The organism is Rhizobium albus (genome assembly GCA_030160035.1).
Classification (GTDB): Bacteria; Pseudomonadota; Alphaproteobacteria; order Rhizobiales; family Rhizobiaceae; genus Georhizobium; species Georhizobium albus.
Genome location: BSNO01000004.1, coordinates 158,253 through 175,894 on the forward strand (window position 1 = coordinate 158,253; position 17,642 = coordinate 175,894).

Consider the following 17,642-nt stretch of genomic DNA (forward strand, 5'->3'; position numbering starts at 1 on the left):
TCGGTTTCGCATAACGTGCGGCCACTCGATGGGAGAAGCCGGACCCCGCTTGGGAGCACCGGTGCCGAAGGAGCAATCGCCCCCGGAAACTCTCAGGCAAAAGGACCATCGGGTACCGACAGACTCTGGAGAGAGGCGCTCGTTGAAGCGTCCGCCGAAGGGATAACAATCTCAGGCAAAGGGACAGAGGGGGCGTCGTGTCGAAGGCATTTTGCCTTCGTGTTGAACCGACGCCGGTCGTATGAGCCTTGCCGCCCTTTTTCGGGATCAAGGCTTCCGGCGCAGTCCGGAGATGACGCTTGGGCGACGCAGCAACACCTCTTTTGAAGACCCCGCTTCACGCGATGCATGTGGCCGCCGGCGCACGCATGGTGCCGTTTGCGGGCTACGACATGCCCGTCCAATACGCCACCGGCGTGATGCGCGAACATCTCCACACGCGCCAGAAGGCGGGGCTTTTCGACGTCTCGCACATGGGCCAGATCGAACTGCACCCGAGGGACGGCACGGTCGAAACCGCGATGCGTGCGCTGGAAACCCTTGTCCCCGTTTCGATCCTCGCATTGAAGCCCGGCCGACAGCGTTACGCGCTCTTCACCGACGAGAATGGCGGTATCCTCGATGATCTGATGGTGGCCAATCGCGGCGATCATCTTTTTCTCGTCGTCAACGCAGCCTGCAAGGCGGACGATATCGCCTATCTCGAAAAGCATCTCGGCGAAAGCTGCGAGGCGCGCGTGCGTGACGACCGCGCCCTGCTGGCACTTCAGGGTCCAAAAGCCGCGGACGTGCTGACAGCACTCGATCCCGCCATCGCCGACATGGTGTTCATGGATGTGCGTGATGCGAACCTTGCGGGAATTTCCGCGATCGTCTCCCGCTCCGGCTACACCGGCGAGGACGGCTTCGAGATCTCCGTCGCCGCCTCCGATGCGCCCGAACTTGCCCAGCGGCTGCTGGAGAACGAGGACGTCGCCTGGATCGGACTGGGCGCTCGCGATTCGCTGCGCCTCGAAGCCGGCCTCTGCCTCTATGGCAACGACATCACCAAGGAGACCACCCCCGTCGAGGCAAGCCTCGAATGGGCAATCCAGAAACCGCGCCGCACCGGCGGCGAGCGCGCAGGCGGCTTTCCCGGTGCCGACATCATCCTCAAGCAGTTGGATGACGGCGCACCGCGCCGCCGCGTCGGCCTGAAGCCGGAAGGCCGTGGCCCCGTGCGCGATGGAGCCCCGCTTTTTGCAGAGGCAGAAGGCGGCGAGCCGATCGGCCGCGTCACCTCAGGCGGTTTTGGCCCGAGCGTCGACGGTCCGATCGCCATGGGGCTCGTTCCGACCGAGACAAGCGATGCCGGCACGAAGCTTTATGCTGAAGTGCGCGGCAAGCGCCTTCCGGTCGTCATCTCGCCCCTGCCTTTCGTCACCCAAACCTACAAACGATAACACCGAGCATCCAGGGAACAGCACCATGTTGAAATTCACCGAAGACCACGAATGGCTGAAAATCGAAGGTGATACCGCCACCGTCGGCATCACCAAACACGCCGCCGAGCAGCTCGGCGATCTCGTCTTCGTGGAACTGCCGGATGTCGGCGCCAGCTTCGAAAAGGGCGGCGATGCCGCAACCGTCGAATCGGTCAAGGCGGCATCCGAAGTCTACGCGCCGCTCGCTGGCGACGTTACCGAGGTGAACCAGGCGATCGTGGATGATCCGTCTCTCGTCAATTCCGACCCGACCGGCGCCGGCTGGATGTTCAAGCTGAAGCTTGCCGATCCGTCCGCCGCCGACAGCCTGCTCGACCAGGACGCCTACGAAAAGCTGATTGGATAAAACGCCATGACGTTCAAGCGCACCGACTACCAGCCTTATGATTTCGCCAACCGACGCCATATCGGCCCCTCGCCGGAAGAAATGGTCGAGATGCTGAAGGTCGTGGGGGCGGAAAGCCTCGACGCCCTGATCGACGAGACGGTTCCGAAGGCGATCCGCCAGGCCGAGCCGCTCGCCTGGGGCGCGCCGATGACCGAGCGCGAGGCGCTGGACCGGCTGCGCGAGACGGCCAACATGAACCGCAACCTGGTCTCGCTTCTGGGCCAGGGCTACCACGGCACCATCACCCCGCCGGTCATCCAGCGCAACATCCTGGAAAATCCGGCCTGGTACACGGCCTACACGCCCTACCAGCCGGAAATCAGCCAGGGCCGGCTCGAGGCGCTGCTCAACTTCCAGACGATGGTCTGCGATCTGACCGGCCTCGATGTCGCCAATGCATCGCTTCTCGATGAGGCGACGGCTGCCGCCGAAGCGATGGCCATGGCCGAGCGCGTTTCCAAGTCGAAGAAGACGACCTTCTTCGTCGATGCAGAATGCCATCCCCAGACGATCGCCGTCGTGCGCACTCGCGCCGAGCCGCTCGGCTGGGACGTCGTCATCGGCGATCCCATGAGTGATCTCGATCCGGCTGAGGTGTTCGGCGCGATCTTCCAGTATCCCGGCACGAACGGCCAGGTGCGCGATTTCACCGATGTAATTGCGACGTTGCACGGCGAGAACGCGATCGCCATCGTCGCAGCCGATCCGCTGGCGCTCGCGCTCCTGAAGACGCCGGGTGAAATGGGCGCCGATATCGCCTACGGTTCGACCCAGCGCTTCGGCGTGCCCATGGGCTATGGCGGCCCGCACGCCGCCTATATGGCCGTGAAAGATCAGTACAAGCGGTCGATCCCCGGCCGGCTCGTCGGCGTGTCGGTCGATGCGCGCGGCAACCGCGCCTACCGCCTGGCGCTGCAGACGCGCGAACAGCACATTCGCCGCGAGAAGGCGACGTCCAACATCTGCACCGCGCAGGTCCTGCTCGCGGTGATGGCGTCGATGTACGGCGTCTTCCACGGCCCGCTCGGCATCAAGGCGATCGCACAACGCGTGCACGAGCGCACGGTGATGCTGGCCGAAGGGCTGGAAAAGATCGGATACACGATCGACCAGGACGTGTTCTTCGACACGATCAGCGTCGATGTGGGCCGCCTGCAGGGCGCGATCATCCGCTCCGCGCTCGAAGCCGGCATCAATCTGCGCCCGCTCGGCAAGGATCGCATCGCCATTACGCTGGACGAGCGCACCCGGCCCGGCGTGATCGAGACCGTGTGGCGCGCCTTTGGCGGCGAGATGAAGGCGGATGGAAAGGCAGGCTGGCGCATTGCGGACAAGCACCTGCGCAAGTCCGATTACATGACGCATCCGATCTTCCACATGAACCGCGCCGAGAGCGAGATGACCCGCTACATCCGCCGGCTGTCGGACCGGGATCTGGCGCTCGACCGCTCGATGATCCCGCTCGGCTCCTGCACGATGAAGCTGAACGCGACAGCGGAAATGCTGCCGATCACCTGGCCGGAATTTTCCGAGTTGCACCCCTTCGTGCCGGCCGATCAGGCACTCGGCTACCGTCATCTGATTGACGATCTGTCTCAGAAGCTCTGCCAGATCACCGGCTATGACGCGATTTCCATGCAGCCGAACTCCGGCGCGCAAGGCGAATATGCGGGGCTTCTCACGATCCGCGCCTATCATCTGGCGAATGGCAACGCCCACCGCGACGTCTGCCTCATCCCGACCTCGGCGCATGGCACCAACCCGGCCTCCGCGCAGATGGTCGGCATGAAGGTCGTCGTCGTCGCAGCCGCCAACAATGGCGACATCGACGTGGAGGATTTCCGCGCGAAGGCCGAGCAGCATTCGCAAAACCTTGCCGCCTGCATGATCACCTATCCCTCGACGCATGGCGTGTTCGAGGAGACGGTGCGTGATATCTGCGCCATCACCCACGAGCATGGCGGCCAGGTCTATCTCGACGGTGCCAACCTCAACGCCCTGGTCGGTCTTGCCCGGCCAGGCGACATCGGCGCCGATGTGAGCCACCTCAACCTGCACAAGACCTTCTGCATTCCCCATGGTGGCGGTGGTCCGGGCATGGGTCCGATCGGCGTCAAGGCGCATCTGATCCCTTATCTTCCGGGACATCCGCGGACCGGCGGTGACCACGGCCCCGTTTCGGCAGCGCCCTTCGGTTCACCCTCGATCCTGCCGATTTCGTGGAGCTACTGCCTGATGATGGGTGGCGAAGGCCTGACCCAGGCGACGAAGGTCGCGATCCTCAGCGCCAACTACATCGCCAAGCGGCTCGAAGGTGCGTTCGACGTGCTCTACAAGTCGAAGGCAGGCCGCGTCGCCCATGAGTGCATCATAGACACCCGACCCCTGCAGCAATCGGCCGGAGTGACCGTCGAGGATGTGGCAAAGCGCCTGATCGATTCGGGCTTCCACGCCCCCACCATGAGCTGGCCCGTCTCCGGCACGCTGATGGTCGAACCGACCGAATCGGAAACCAAGGCGGAAATCGACCGGTTCTGCGAAGCGATGCTCGCCATCGCCCGGGAAGCGAAGGACATCGAGGAAGGCCGTCTCGACCGGGAGAACAACCCGCTCAAGAACGCGCCGCACACCGTGGAAGACCTCGTCGGCGAGTGGGACCGCCCCTACAGCCGCGAACAGGCCTGCTTCCCGCCCGGCTCCTTCCGCGTCGGCAAATACTGGTCGCCCGTCAACCGCGTGGACAACGTCTATGGCGACCGCAACCTGATGTGCTCCTGCCCGCCGGTGAGCGAATATCTGGAAGTCGCGGAATAGCCGACCGACGCTTATCGCAACGAGGCCGGCGCTGCTCAGCGCCGGCTTTTGCATATGAAAGCCTTGGAAAAACAGAAACGCCGAAGCCTCCCACCGAGCATACGGTGGAAGCTGCATAGCTAAACGGTGAGAGAGAGAAATTGGAGCGGGTGAAGCGATTCGAACGCTCGACCCCAACCTTGGCAAGGTTGTGCTCTACCCCTGAGCTACACCCGCTCAATCGCATGGTCCGGGGGTAACGATGGACCGCGATATCGAAGCGCTTGGCGCGTCGACCGGCGCTGTATGACGCAAGCCGCTGCAGATTGCAACAGGCAAAATCGCGGGGGCCTTCCAAAATTTTCCATCGCCTGGCGCGAGCTCGCGCATCTCGCACGGGCCGACGTTTGCCTCTCAGCGCAAGGCGCCATATGAAGCAGCACCACAGGCAGGAAGCGGGACTGGAGGGCGGATGATGAGCGAGTGGACCGAGGCGCAACAGGCTTTGTTCGAGCGGCTGGATCGCCTGTCGATTACGCATCGGACGCGCCACCATGCACCGGTCTTCACCGTCGCCGAAGCCCAGGCGCTGCGCGACGACATTCCGGGTGCGCACACCAAGAACCTGTTCGTGAAGGACAAGAAGGGGCGCTACTTCCTGCTGGTGCTCGAGGAAACGGCCGAGGTGGACCTGAAGCAGGTGCATGGCCTGATCGGCGCGAGCGGCCGCGTGTCCTTCGGAAAGCCCGACGCATTGATGGAGCATCTGGGCGTCGAGCCGGGCTCGGTCACGTCTCTCTCGGCGCTCAACGATCGCGAAGGGGTGGTCACCGTCGTGTTGGACGCTGCGCTGATGGAAAACGACACCATCAATGCCCATCCGCTCTCCAACGATGCGACGACATCGCTCAGCAGCGCCGATCTCGTCCGTTTCCTGCAGGATTGCGACCACAACCCACTGATCTTGAAACTTTCAAGCTGAATCCCGATTTTGCGGGCAGATCAGGCCCCATCCACGCCTTTCATTCCGGAGCCCAAAGATGACCGACAGCGACAACACTTTTTTGACCTCCGGCCAAGGCGGGCAACCCACCATGAATGTGACGTTCGGCGATCAGGGCCAAGCGTCCGCAGCCAATGCCGCCGGTGATCTCATCAAGGACACGACGACGGCGAAATTCATGGCCGATGTCGTGCAGGAATCGCGCAAGCAGCCGGTTCTGGTCGACTTCTGGGCGCCGTGGTGCGGACCCTGCAAGCAGCTGACGCCGGTGCTCGAGAAGGTCGTGCGCGAAGCGGGCGGCAAGGTGAAGCTCGTCAAGCTGAACATCGACGAGCATCCGGCGATCCCCGGCCAGATGGGCGTGCAGTCCATCCCGGCGGTGTTCGCCTTCGTCAACGGACAGCCAGTCGATGGCTTCATGGGCGCGATGCCCGAGAGCCAGTTGAAGGCATTCATCGACAAGATCGTCGGCGCCGGTGGCGGCAAGGACGATGAGGCCGCCCAGATCCAGGCCGCTCTCGACCAGGCGCGCGGACGGCTGGACGCCGGTGATATTCAGGGTGCAGCACAGATCTACGCCGCCATCATGCAGCATGCGCCAGATAATGTTGCCGCTCAGGCCGGCATGGCCGAGTGCATGATCGCCGCTGGTCGCACGCAGGAAGCTGAACAGCTTCTCGGCGCGCTGGACGAAAAGGCACGCGCCCATCCGGATGTGGCGAAGATTCTGGCGCGGCTGGCGCTCGAGGCCGAGGTGGCGAAGCTTGGCGATCCCTCGCTGCTCGAAGCGCGCATTGCAGCCGATCCCAACGATTTCGAAGCACGGCTCGATCTGGCAAAGATTCTCAGCATCCGTGGTCAGCGCAACGAAGCCGCCGATCATCTGCTGGCCATCATGAAGGCCGACCGGAGCTGGCGCGACGATGGTGGCCGGCGCGAATTGCTGGCGCTGTTCGAGGCCTGGGGCCCGACGGATCCGGCAACGCTGGCGGCCCGCCGCAAGCTGTCGTCCATTTTGTTCTCGTGATGCATCTTTGCCGGCCGATTTGAGAGGGAGCTACTTGAGATTGGGCGGCAGGACGCCACATCTCTAGTCTCTGTTCATGAAAGGCTGCTCCACGCCATGCAGGCTGGCAACGCCCACTACCGCACCGAGAAGGATCTGCCGGATTCTGTAGCGATGTTCCCGCTCACGGGCGCACTGCTCCTGCCCGGCGGACAGATGCCGCTCAACATTTTCGAGCCGCGTTATCTCGCCATGTTCGACGATGCGATGGCGACCAATCGATTGGTCGGCATCGTTCAGCCCGAATTCGAACGCCCGGGCGCAACTTCGGATGCGCAGTCGGGCCTGTGCGCGGTCGGCTCCATCGGCCGGGTGGTGTCCTTCTCCGAAACCGGAGACGGTCGCTATATCGTGTCGCTCATCGGCGTGTGCCGCACGCGCCTGATCGAAGAGGTCGTTTCCCGCAAGCCGTATCGCACCTTCCGCATCGCTCCGTTCCTGAGCGATCTGGCGCCCGATGAAACAGCCGACAGCGTCGATCGCGCGGCTCTTCTCTCAAGCTTCAAGTCCTATCTCGATGCCAACCAGCTCGAAGTGGACTGGCAGAGCGTGCAGCGTGCCTCGAACACGACGCTGGTCAATTCCATGTCGATGATGTCGCCTTACGGGCCGCCGGAAAAGCAGGCGTTGCTCGAAGCCCCCGACCTCAAGACGCGAGCCGATACGCTCGTCGCCATCACCGAGATTGCGCTTGCACGCGCCTCGGACGATTATGACGGTGTCCTGCAATAAGCGTTGGATGGAAAAAGGGCGCCGGCCATGGATGATAATCCCTCAACGCCAAAGCTCGACCTCAAGCTTCTGGAATTGCTGGTCTGCCCACTGACCAAGTCCAGTCTTGACCTGAACGAGCAGGCAGGCGAGCTCGTTTCGAAGAAGGCGGCGCTGGCCTACCCTATCCGCGATGGCATCCCGATCATGCTCGTCTCCGAAGCACGCAAGCTGACGGATTGACGTTCTCCAATCCGTCGGTCGCAGTCACCCTCGCTCGAACAATTCAGATCGCCTGCCCGCGCAGAAGCCGTGGCGCACCTTCTCCGGACAGTCCGGCAGCCTGTTTGATGAAGAAGCTCTTGAGCTTCGGCATCCGGTCGACCAGGCCGAGACCGACATCGCGCACCATGCGCAGCGGCGTCACGTCGTTGGAAAAGAGCCGGTTCAACACGTCGGTCGTCACGCCCATCTGGAACGTGTCGAAACGTCGCCAAGCCTGATACCGCTCCAGAACCGAGACCGAGCCGATATCAAGTCCAAGCCGGGATGCCTCGACCACAGTTTCGGCCAGCGCCGCCGCATCCTTGAAGCCGAGATTGAGGCCCTGCCCGGCGATCGGGTGGATGCCGTGCGCCGCATCGCCCACCAGGGCCATGCGCGACACGACGAAATCGCGCGCAAGCGTGAGGCCCAGCGGGAAAGCGCGGCGTCCGCCGGCGAGACTGATGGTGCCGAGCTTGTGACCGAAGCGCCGCTCCAGTTCCGCCTCGAAAACGAAATCGTCTTCCGCCACCAGCCGATCGGCTTCCTCGGTGCGCTCGGTCCAGACGAGCGACGATCGATTGTCCTTCAGCGGCAGGATGGCGAACGGTCCGGCGGGTAGAAAATGCTCCTCGGCGCGGCCATTGTGCGGGCGCTCGTGCCGCACCGTGGTGACGATGCCTGACTGGCCGTATTTCCAACTGACGGTCTTGATTCCGGCCATGGCACGCAGGCCTGAATGCAATCCATCGGCCGCAACAACCAACCGTGCCGCAATGGTTTCACCATCCGACAGAAGCACCGAACGCACGCCGAGGTCGGTGTCTTCTCGTGCGTCGGTGATCTTCAAGCCTTGCCGGACATCGACGCCGAGGTCCTTGGCGCGCGATCGCAGCGCCTTCACCAATTCCTTGTTCGGCACCATGTGCGCGAAAGGCTCGCCCGGCTCGACTTCGCCATCGAAAGTCAGGAAAACCGGCCTGATCTCGTCGCCATTGCGCGAGTCCGTAACGATCATGTCGCGGATCGGCTCGGCATGCTCGGAGAGCGCGCTCCAGATGCCGAGATGATCCAGCATGCGGCTTGCCGCAGCAGCGATTGCAGAGGCCCGTTCGTCGCGCTGCCAGGCATTTTCAGGTGCGGCATCCACCACCACCACCGAAAGCTCGGGCGCCGACGCCTTGATCGCCACGGCTGTCGCCAGGCCGACATAGCCGGCGCCTCCGACGACGATATCGAAGCGTTCGCGCGTGTGCGGTTGCGACATGCTGCTACCCCTTTGCATTGGCCGGCCTTCGCCGGGGCGTCCCTTGCCTATTGGGAGGATATAGGCAATCTGGCCCCTGTTTTAAGCCTTGCCTGGAGAGTTCATTGTCACGTGCCATGGAAGAATTGCTGTCGATCCTCGACCTGGAGCGGCTGGAACACGATCTTTATCGCGGGCGCAGCCCGCAGGTTGGCTGGCAGCGCGTCTTCGGCGGCCAGGTGATCGGCCAGGCGCTTGTCGCAGCACAGCGCACCGTTGCTGCCGAGCGCCACGTCCATTCCCTTCACGCCTACTTCATGCGCCCCGGCGATCCGTCCGTTCCGATCATCTACGAGGTCGATCGCATTCGCGACGGCTCCAGCTTCACCACGCGGCGGGTCGTCGCCATCCAGCACGGCAAGGCAATCTTCTCCCTGTCCGCCTCTTTCCAGACGGATGAAGACGGCTTCGACCATCAGTTCGACATGCCGAAGATCACGCCACCGGAACAATTGATGGGCGAAAAGGAACTGAAAGAGCAGTTCCTCAAGGGCGCGCCGGAGAATATCCGCCGTTACTGGGAACGCGAGCGCCCGATCGAGATCCGGCCGGTCTCGCTCGTTCATTATGTTTCGAGGGAAAAGCTCGCTCCCAAGCAGGATGTCTGGATCAGGACCACAGGTCCTGTGCCGAACGATCGCGCGCTGCAGGCTGCGGTGCTCGCCTATCTGTCAGACATGACGCTTCTCGATACATCGCTCTTTGCCCACGGCCACTCAATCTTCGACAAGAACCTGCAGGTGGCGAGCCTCGACCACGCCATGTGGTTTCACCGACAGAGTCCTCTCGACGACTGGCTGCTCTACACGCAGGACAGTCCCAATGCCTCGGGCGCCCGCGGCCTCACACGCGGCGGCCTTTACGGTCGCGATGGTCAATTGATAGCCTCGGTTGCCCAAGAAGGACTCATCCGGCGCCGAGACGATTAAAGTTTCGTCAATTTTCGAATTTTGCACATTTTTTAGTCGCACGCCGAGGGGCGGAGGTCACACGATCTCCGCCCCTTCTGTTTTCTGCGCATCGATTCAATGGGTTGCACAAATCTAAGCCAGTTGGCACGGCCCTTGAATCCATGGAGCCGAGTCACCGCTGTGGGGGCACTGCAGTCGATGGCCGTTTTCGGAGGCTCATTGAGCCACCAGAACCGCAAAGATGGGAAAACCGCATGAAAATTGTGATGGCCATTATCAAGCCGTTCAAGCTGGACGAGGTGCGTGAAGCCCTCACGGCTGTCGGCATCCAGGGCCTGACCGTCACGGAAGTGAAGGGTTACGGTCGGCAGAAGGGACACACCGAAATCTATCGCGGCACCGAATATGCCGTCAGCTTCCTGCCGAAGCTGAAGATCGAGATCGCAGTTGCGGCCGATCTGGTGGACCGCACCGTCGAAGCAATCGCGACCGCCGCCAAGACCGGTCAGATCGGCGACGGCAAGATTTTTGTCTACGGAATCGACCAGGCCGTGCGTATCCGCACCGGCGAAACCGATGCCGAAGCGCTGTAGGGTTCAAGGGGCAACTCAACCAATGACTTTCTCAAAGCACTCCATTCTCCGGACCGCCGCGCTCGCGACCGTCATGATCGCGCTTCCGGCCTTCGCGCAGGACGCAGAACCTGCAGCGGAAGCTGTCGTCGAGGCCGCCGCGCCCGTCGGCGAGCACACGGTCTTCATCTTCAACTCGCTGCTGTTCCTCATCGGCGGCTTCCTGGTCTTCTGGATGGCGGCAGGCTTCGCCATGCTCGAAGCTGGCCTCGTCCGCTCCAAGAACGTGTCGATGCAGTTGACCAAGAACGTCGCGCTCTTCGGCATCGCGGCGATCATGTACTATCTCGTCGGCTACAACCTCATGTACCCGCTGGGCAGCTGGTCCATCGGCACCGATGAAACGGGCGGCTATCTCGGCGCCTTCGGCGTTGCCGTTCTCGAAGCTGTTGGCGTCGCGCCGGAAGCAACCGACGACCTGAGCTACGCCTCCACCGGTTCGGACTTCTTCTTCCAGCTCATGTTCTGCGCCACGACCGCGTCCATCGTGTCGGGCACGCTCGCAGAACGCATCAAGCTGTGGCCCTTCCTGATCTTCACGATCGTCCTCACGGCCTTCCTCTACCCGATCCAGGCTTCCTGGAAGTGGGGCGGCGGCTTCCTCGACACGCAGTTCGGCTTCCTCGACTTCGCAGGCTCGACGGTCGTCCACTCGGTCGGCGGCTGGGCAGCCCTCACCGGTGCCATCATTCTCGGCGCACGCAAGGGCAAGTATGAAGGCGGCGTTCACCCGATGCCGGGCTCCAACATGCCGCTCGCCACGCTCGGCACGTTCATCCTGTGGATGGGCTGGTTCGGCTTCAACGGCGCATCGCAGCTCGCCATGGGCTCCGTCTCCGACGTTGCCGACGTCTCGCGCATCTTCGCCAACACCAACATGGGTGCTGCCGGCGGTGCCGTGGCTGCGCTTCTCCTGACGCAGATCATCTACAAGAAGGTCGACATCACGATGGTCCTGAACGGCGCGCTTGCCGGTCTGGTCTCCATCACGGCCGAGCCGCTGACGCCGTCGCTCGGTGCAGCGATCCTGATCGGTGCCGTCGGTGGCGTGATCGTGGTCTTTGCTGTCCCGTTCCTCGACAAGCTGAAGATCGACGATGTCGTCGGCGCCATCCCGGTCCACCTCTTCGCTGGCATCTGGGGCACCATCGCGGTTCTCTTCACGAACCCGGACGCAACGCTGACCGGCCAGATCGTGCCGATCGTCATCGTCGCGATCTTCATGATCGTCACCTCGGCCATCGTCTGGCTGATCCTCAACGCCGTGATGGGCCTGCGCTGCTCGCCGGAAGAAGAGCAGATGGGTCTCGACAAGGCAGAGATCGGCGTCGAAGCCTATCCGGAATTCGTTCGCTGACACTCTTCCTGCCCGGTACTCCCGCCGGGCAGGTCTCAATCCCGTCGGATGCTCAGGCATCCACACCTTGGGCCCGCTTCACGCGGGCCCTTTTTTGTGAAGCGACCGTCCTCACCTTTCTGTAAACTGTAGACGATTTTTCGGCGGAGCCGGCTCCATCCTCTTGCGTGCTCACGCACGTGCGATTAGCAAGGCTGCACAACAATTCGAGGAGATCCTTTTTCATGGCGCACCGTACCCTTTTCCTTCTGCCAGGCGACGGCATCGGCCCGGAAGCCATGAACGAAGTCCGCAAGCTCATCACCTACATGAACGATGAACTCGGCGCAGGCTTCGAAACCGACGAGGGCATGGTCGGCGGCTGCGCCTACGACGCGCATGGCGCGGCCATCTCCGAAGCGGACATGGAAAAGGCAACGGCAGCGGATGCCGTGTTGTTCGGCGCCGTCGGCGGCCCCAAGTGGGACAGCGTGCCTTACGATGTGCGCCCCGAAGCCGGCCTTCTGCGCCTGCGCAAGGACCTCGAGCTCTTTGCGAACCTGCGTCCCGCCATCTGCTACCCGGCGCTTGCGAAATCCTCTTCGCTGAAGCCGGAAGTGGTCGAGGGCCTCGACATCCTCATCATCCGCGAACTTACCGGCGGTGTCTATTTCGGCGAGCCCAAGGAGATCATCGATCTCGGCAACGGCCAGAAGCGCGCCATCGACACCCAGGTCTACGACACCTATGAGATCGAGCGCATCGCCGGCGTCGCCTTCGACCTCGCGCGCACCCGGAACAACAAGGTCTGTTCCATGGAGAAGCGCAACGTCATGAAGTCGGGCGTCCTGTGGAACGACGTCGTCACGGCCTACCACAAGGCACACCATTCCGACGTCGAGCTGACCCACATGCTGGCCGATGCCGGCGGCATGCAGCTTGTTCGCTGGCCCAAGCAGTTCGACGTCATCGTGACCGACAACCTCTTCGGCGACATGCTGTCCGACGTCGCCGCGATGCTGACCGGCTCGCTCGGCATGCTGCCCTCCGCATCGCTCGGCGCTCCCGACGGCAAGACCGGCAAGCGCAAGGCGCTTTACGAGCCCGTTCATGGTTCGGCACCAGACATTGCCGGGCAGGGCAAAGCGAACCCGATCGCGATGATCGCTTCCTTCGCCATGTGCCTGCGCTACTCGTTCGAAATGATCGCCGAAGCCGACCGCCTGGAAAAGGCGATCGCGAACGTTCTGGACAAGGGCATCCGCACACCGGACATCGCCGAAAAGGGCGCACCGACCGTTTCGACCGCCGAAATGGGCGACGCTATTCTCGCGGAGTTCAAAGCCTTGGCCGCTTGATCCAGCGCTTAACCTGACCAGAATGGCCGGCATGACACAGTCACTGCCGGCCATTCGCATTTTAAGAAGCCCAGTCCGTAGCCCCGCAAGGACCCGGGCCTGATGGCACGACGCCCCTTTCACCTGTCTCAGCGCCAGGCACGCGCCTGCTGGATCAGCGCGCAGAAGCTCGATCACGCCGAGCCTTTCGGTGACGGCCCCGAGGCGGTGCGCCTGGCCGTCGAGCATCTCGGCTACGTGCAGATCGACACGATCAACGTGATCGAACGCTGCCACCATCACATCCTCTTCAACCGCATACCGCGCTATCGCCGCCGCGATCTCGCAGTCGCCCAATCCGTCGACAAGACCGTCTTCGAATACTGGACGCACGCCCTGTCCTATGTGCCGACGCGCGACCTGAAGTTCTTCTTGCCCGCGATGAAGGACCATCGAGACAACCCGGTGCGCTGGTCGTCAGGCGTTGCGCCCGAGGAGCTGAAGAAGGCGATTGCCCGCGTGCGCCGCGAGGGGCCTTTGTCCATCCGTGACATCGACGAAGAACCGGTCGAAAAGGAGCATCTCTGGGCCAGCCGCAAGCCGTCGAAGAAGGCGCTGCAGAGGGGCTTCTACAATGGCCGTCTGGCGATCGCGGGTCGCACGGGCATGGTGAAAACCTACGACCTGATGGAGCGGCACTTCGGCTGGGAGCGCGCCCCACGCCCTGCCACCAAAAATCAGATCATCGACTACCTGATCGACCGTTCGCTGACTGCGCAGGGCATCGTCAGTCTCGATTCCATCTGCTACCTCGCCGCCTCAAAAAAAGCCGCGGTGGCGCAGAAGATCGAGCAGCGGGTGCGTGCCCGAAAGCTCCTCAGTGTTTCCATCCAAGGTGACGCCAAGACCGCCTACTGGGCGAGACCGGAAACGATCGAGCAGCTGCCGCCGACACCCGAACTCACGCACATCCTCTCGCCGTTCGATCCCCTGATCATCCAGCGCAAGCGCACTGCCGCCTTCTTCAGCTACGAGCATTTGTTCGAGGCCTACGTCACCAAGGAAAAGCGCAAGCTCGGCTACTTCGCCCTGCCGGTCCTGTGCGGTGATGAGATCGTCGCGGCGATCGATCTGAAGGCCGACCGGCAACAGAACAAACTGCTGATCCAGAACTGGGTTTGGACAGATGCCGTCGATCCAGAGCGCCACAAGCCGATCATCGATGAAGCCCTTGGGCGTTTCGAGCGGTTCCAGCTGGCCTACGACGAGGCCGTGGATGCGCCGGAATGAGGCTTTCCGCCGCGTCCGGCCGAGCCGCCGCGCATTTGACTCCTGTCTGAACCGGTGTAGAACGACACACTTTCCGAGGTCATTCAGCCCGCGCGACGGGGCAACCGTATCTTCAAGGAGAGACGGCGATCGGCGCGCTCAAGGTCTGACGCTAATGTCTTGGCAGCCTCGGTGGGGGACTTTCGCCATTTCCGCCCTGTCCGTGCTCTTCCGGGCAGGTCGGTTCGATCGGGCTTTCGCCCGACGCCGAAGAAGAGACAGGAGATTTGACTGATCATGAGCTTCAAGATCGCCATCGCCGGAGCCACCGGCAACGTCGGCCGCGAAATGCTGGACATCCTCGCCGAGCGCGGGTTCCCCGTCAGCGAAGTCGTGGCGCTCGCATCCAGCCGTTCGGTGAACACGGAAGTGTCGTTCGGCGACAAGACGCTGAAGGTCAAGAACCTCGAGAACTACGATTTCTCCGACACCGACATCTGCCTGATGTCGGCCGGCGGCACGATCTCGCAAAAGTACTCGCCGAAGATCGGCGCACAGGGCTGCGTCGTCATCGATAACTCGTCGGCCTGGCGCTACGACGCCGACGTGCCGCTGATCGTGCCGGAAGTGAACCCGGATGCGATCGAAGGCTTCCGCAAGAAGAACATCATCGCCAACCCGAACTGTTCCACGGCACAGCTCGTCGTCGCGCTGAAGCCGTTGCACGACGTTGCGCGCATCAAGCGGCTCGTTGTCTCCACCTACCAGTCGGTGTCCGGTGCCGGCAAGGAAGGCATGGACGAGCTCTTCAACCAGTCGCGGGCCGTCTTCGTCGCCGACCCGATCGAGAGCAAGAAGTTCACCAAGCGCATCGCCTTCAACGTCATCCCGCACATCGACGTGTTCATGGATGACGGCTCCACCAAGGAAGAGTGGAAGGTTGTCGCGGAAACCAAGAAGATGCTCGATCCGAAGATCAAGGTCACCTGCACCGCCGTGCGCGTGCCGGTCTTCATCGGCCATTCCGAAGCCGTCAACATCGAGTTCGAGAGCGAGATCACGGCCGATCAGGCGCGCGACATCCTGCGCGAAGCGCCGGGTTGCCAGGTCATCGACAAGCACGAAGACGGTGGCTACATCACTCCCTACGAGTGCGCCGGCGAAGACGCGACGTTCATTTCGCGTATCCGCGAGGATCCGACCATCGAGAACGGGCTCAACATCTGGGTCGTGTCCGACAATCTGCGCAAGGGCGCTGCTTTGAACACGATCCAGATCGCGGAGCTTCTGGTCAATCGCGGCCTGGTCAAGCCACGCCAGCGCGCTGCGTGAGCACACTCGATTTTTGACGAATGGGAAAGGCCCGGCCAGGATTAACGCCGGGCCTTTCGCTTGTCGAGCGACAGAGAATTCTTAACCCTCGTCGCTTAGCGTCGGTTGGAGACCACGAAGCTTGCAACGCTGGGTAAGCGCGCTCACAGCTTCAGCCAGGCATGGCCTCAGCAGATTTTCAAAAACGGAGACGACCACATGCGCGTTATTTTGAAGCGGTATCTCGGCGCGCTTGCAGCAGGCGTCATGAGCGTTGCCATGGCAGGCACGGCCCAGGCTCAGACCTGCGGCAACGATGCCTCCGGTTTCTCCAACTGGGTGAACGCCTTTTCGGCCGAAGCGCAGGCCAATGGCATCCAGGCGCAGACACTGCAGACGGCGTTCTCCGGCCTGACCTACGCGACGCAGACGATTTCGCTCGACCGCAACCAGCGCAGCTTCCGGCTCTCGCTCGACGAGTTCATGCAGAAGCGCGGCGCCGACGCGATCGTTTCGCAGGGACGCCGCCACAAGGAGCAGAACGCCAACCTGTTCGCCTCGATCGAGCGCAGCTATGGCGTCCCGTCCGGCGTCATTATCGCGATCTGGGGCATGGAAACCGCCTTCGGGCGTTTCATGGGCGACCAGAGCGCCATGTCCGCGCTCGCCACGCTCGCATACGATTGCCGTCGTTCGGACTTCTTCAAGCGTGAACTCTACGCCGCCCTGCAAATCGTCCAGAGCGGCGAGCTGACACCCGGCCAGATGCGCGGCGCAGGCCATGGCGAACTGGGCCAGACGCAGTTCCTGCCGTCCAACTACGTGCTTTACGCAGTGGATGCCGATGGCGATGGCCGTCGCGACCTGATCAATTCTCGTGCCGACGCGCTGGCTTCGACCGCCAATTTTCTGCGCTCGCATGGCTGGCAGCCCGGTGCCGGCTACCAGCAGGGCGAACCCAACTTCCGCGCCATCGAGGCCTGGAATGCCGCGACCGTCTATCAGCAGGCGATCGCGATTATCGCGCAGCGGATCGACGGCTGAGCCGTTAGAGCGTTTCCAGGTGAAGTGGATACCGGTTCACCGGTCGGAAACGCGTAAAATCGAAAACTTAGAGCCGTTGAGCGATTCGAAGAAACGCTGAACTGCTCTAGAAGACGATCAAAGATCGGGGCGGTGGAAGTCCCCGGTCTGCGGGTCCATGACCCACAACTCCCCGGTCGAAATATCGAACCAGGCGCCGTGCAGTTTCAGCCGGCCTTGGTCTTCCAGAATCTTCACGCACGGGAAGGTCCTGAGGTTGTTGATCGAATTGCGGATCGAGACGCGCTCGAGAGCCGTCTGGCGCTCTCCGGCCGTCATCGTCGTGTAGCTCAGCATCGCGTCTGCGACCGGCTTCAGCATCCCCATCCAGCTGCCGATGAAATCGCCGGGCGAGAGCGGCTCGCTCTCCGGATTGAGCGCCGCCTGGATGCCGCCACAGCGCCCGTGCCCAAGCACCAGAATTTCGCGGATCTTGAGCGCCTGAACGGCGAATTCGAGCGCTGCCGACGTGCCGTGGTGCTCGCCATCGGGCGTATAGGGCGGAACGAGGTTGGCCACGTTGCGCACGACGAAGAGTTCGCCGGGGCCCATGTCGAAGATGGTTTCGGGCGCCGCGCGGGAATCGCAGCAAGCCACGACCATCGTCTTCGGCTTCTGCCCGGATTCGGCAAGCTTGCGATAGCGGTCGCGTTCGTCGGTATAGCGCCCCGCCATGAAACTGCGGTAGCCGCCCAAGAGCTCAGATGGAAACTGCGTCATGATTTTGTTGATCCACGCGATTGCTTGA

The 17,642-nt window shown here is 62.6% G+C and carries 16 protein-coding genes, 1 tRNA gene and 1 riboswitch; of the genes, 14 read left to right on the forward strand and 3 right to left on the reverse strand.

Features of this window, described 5'->3' with window-relative positions:
• The first annotated feature begins 19 nt into the window (after positions 1–19).
• Positions 20–118, forward strand: a riboswitch (glycine riboswitch).
• 181 nt (positions 119–299) lie between these two features.
• Genes gcvT through gcvP form a run of 3 tightly spaced genes read left to right on the forward strand, consistent with a single transcriptional unit; the run spans position 300 to position 4,686 of the window.
• Complete coding sequence (gcvT, locus tag QQL76_RS16080) at positions 300–1,442, forward strand: glycine cleavage system aminomethyltransferase GcvT (protein ID WP_499208509.1); 1,143 nt, start codon at positions 300–302, stop codon at positions 1,440–1,442.
• A 25-nt stretch (positions 1,443–1,467) separates the two neighbouring features.
• A complete protein-coding gene (gene gcvH / locus QQL76_RS16085) occupies positions 1,468–1,830 on the forward strand; it encodes a glycine cleavage system H protein (RefSeq protein ID WP_499208510.1) in 363 nt (120 codons plus the stop codon).
• Positions 1,831–1,836: 6 nt separating this feature from the next.
• Entirely contained in the window at positions 1,837–4,686 is a 2,850-nt protein-coding gene (gene gcvP, locus QQL76_RS16090; protein ID WP_499208511.1) for an aminomethyl-transferring glycine dehydrogenase, read from the forward strand.
• Between the two features lie 141 nt (positions 4,687–4,827).
• Here gcvP and QQL76_RS16095 read toward each other — a convergent pair.
• Positions 4,828–4,902 (reverse strand) — tRNA-Gly (locus tag QQL76_RS16095).
• 235 nt (positions 4,903–5,137) lie between these two features.
• On the opposite strand from QQL76_RS16095, the gene QQL76_RS16100 reads away from it, so the two are divergent.
• From QQL76_RS16100 to QQL76_RS16115, 4 genes are all read left to right on the forward strand, one after another.
• Positions 5,138–5,647: a prolyl-tRNA synthetase associated domain-containing protein gene (locus QQL76_RS16100; protein ID WP_499208512.1), complete on the forward strand. Its 510-nt coding sequence runs from the start codon at positions 5,138–5,140 to the stop codon at positions 5,645–5,647.
• 58 nt (positions 5,648–5,705) lie between these two features.
• Positions 5,706–6,695, forward strand: coding sequence for a thioredoxin family protein (gene trxA / locus QQL76_RS16105; RefSeq protein ID WP_499208513.1), 990 nt, complete (start codon positions 5,706–5,708; stop codon positions 6,693–6,695).
• A gap of 96 nt (positions 6,696–6,791) precedes the next feature.
• Positions 6,792–7,466: an LON peptidase substrate-binding domain-containing protein gene (locus QQL76_RS16110; RefSeq protein ID WP_126007454.1), complete on the forward strand. Its 675-nt coding sequence runs from the start codon at positions 6,792–6,794 to the stop codon at positions 7,464–7,466.
• A gap of 27 nt (positions 7,467–7,493) precedes the next feature.
• Positions 7,494–7,688 (forward strand): Trm112 family protein, encoded by a 195-nt coding sequence (locus QQL76_RS16115; RefSeq protein ID WP_499208514.1) that lies wholly within the window; start codon positions 7,494–7,496, stop codon positions 7,686–7,688.
• Between the two features lie 43 nt (positions 7,689–7,731).
• Here the strand turns inward: QQL76_RS16115 and QQL76_RS16120 are convergent, their stop codons facing one another.
• Positions 7,732–8,976 (reverse strand): ubiquinone biosynthesis hydroxylase, encoded by a 1,245-nt coding sequence (locus tag QQL76_RS16120; RefSeq protein WP_499208515.1) that lies wholly within the window; start codon positions 8,974–8,976, stop codon positions 7,732–7,734.
• A 116-nt stretch (positions 8,977–9,092) separates the two neighbouring features.
• Between QQL76_RS16120 and tesB the strand changes: the two genes are divergently transcribed.
• The 7 genes from tesB to QQL76_RS16155 all read left to right on the forward strand — a co-directional run bounded on the left by tesB (position 9,093) and on the right by QQL76_RS16155 (position 16,855).
• Complete coding sequence (gene tesB, locus QQL76_RS16125; protein ID WP_499208955.1) at positions 9,093–9,944, forward strand: acyl-CoA thioesterase II; 852 nt, start codon at positions 9,093–9,095, stop codon at positions 9,942–9,944.
• Positions 9,945–10,180: 236 nt separating this feature from the next.
• Positions 10,181–10,519, forward strand: a complete 339-nt coding sequence (locus QQL76_RS16130; protein WP_126007448.1) for a P-II family nitrogen regulator — start codon at positions 10,181–10,183, stop codon at positions 10,517–10,519.
• Between the two features lie 22 nt (positions 10,520–10,541).
• On the forward strand, positions 10,542–11,915 hold the full coding sequence (locus QQL76_RS16135; RefSeq protein WP_126007446.1) for an ammonium transporter: 1,374 nt from the start codon (positions 10,542–10,544) through the stop codon (positions 11,913–11,915).
• A 224-nt stretch (positions 11,916–12,139) separates the two neighbouring features.
• The gene (leuB, locus tag QQL76_RS16140; RefSeq protein WP_499208516.1) at positions 12,140–13,252 is read left to right on the forward strand and encodes a 3-isopropylmalate dehydrogenase; all 1,113 of its coding nucleotides are present in this window, start codon (positions 12,140–12,142) and stop codon (positions 13,250–13,252) included.
• Positions 13,253–13,354: 102 nt separating this feature from the next.
• A complete protein-coding gene (locus tag QQL76_RS16145) occupies positions 13,355–14,521 on the forward strand; it encodes a winged helix-turn-helix domain-containing protein (protein WP_499208517.1) in 1,167 nt (388 codons plus the stop codon).
• A gap of 276 nt (positions 14,522–14,797) precedes the next feature.
• Complete coding sequence (locus tag QQL76_RS16150; RefSeq protein WP_499208518.1) at positions 14,798–15,832, forward strand: aspartate-semialdehyde dehydrogenase; 1,035 nt, start codon at positions 14,798–14,800, stop codon at positions 15,830–15,832.
• 198 nt (positions 15,833–16,030) lie between these two features.
• Positions 16,031–16,855: a lytic murein transglycosylase gene (locus QQL76_RS16155; protein ID WP_499208519.1), complete on the forward strand. Its 825-nt coding sequence runs from the start codon at positions 16,031–16,033 to the stop codon at positions 16,853–16,855.
• Positions 16,856–16,972: 117 nt separating this feature from the next.
• Here QQL76_RS16155 and QQL76_RS16160 read toward each other — a convergent pair whose 3' ends face one another.
• Positions 16,973–17,614 carry a carbonic anhydrase gene (locus QQL76_RS16160; RefSeq protein WP_126007435.1) on the reverse strand — a complete coding sequence of 214 codons (642 nt, stop codon included), beginning with the start codon at positions 17,612–17,614 and terminating at the stop codon, positions 16,973–16,975.
• Between the last annotated feature and the right edge of the window lie 28 nt (positions 17,615–17,642).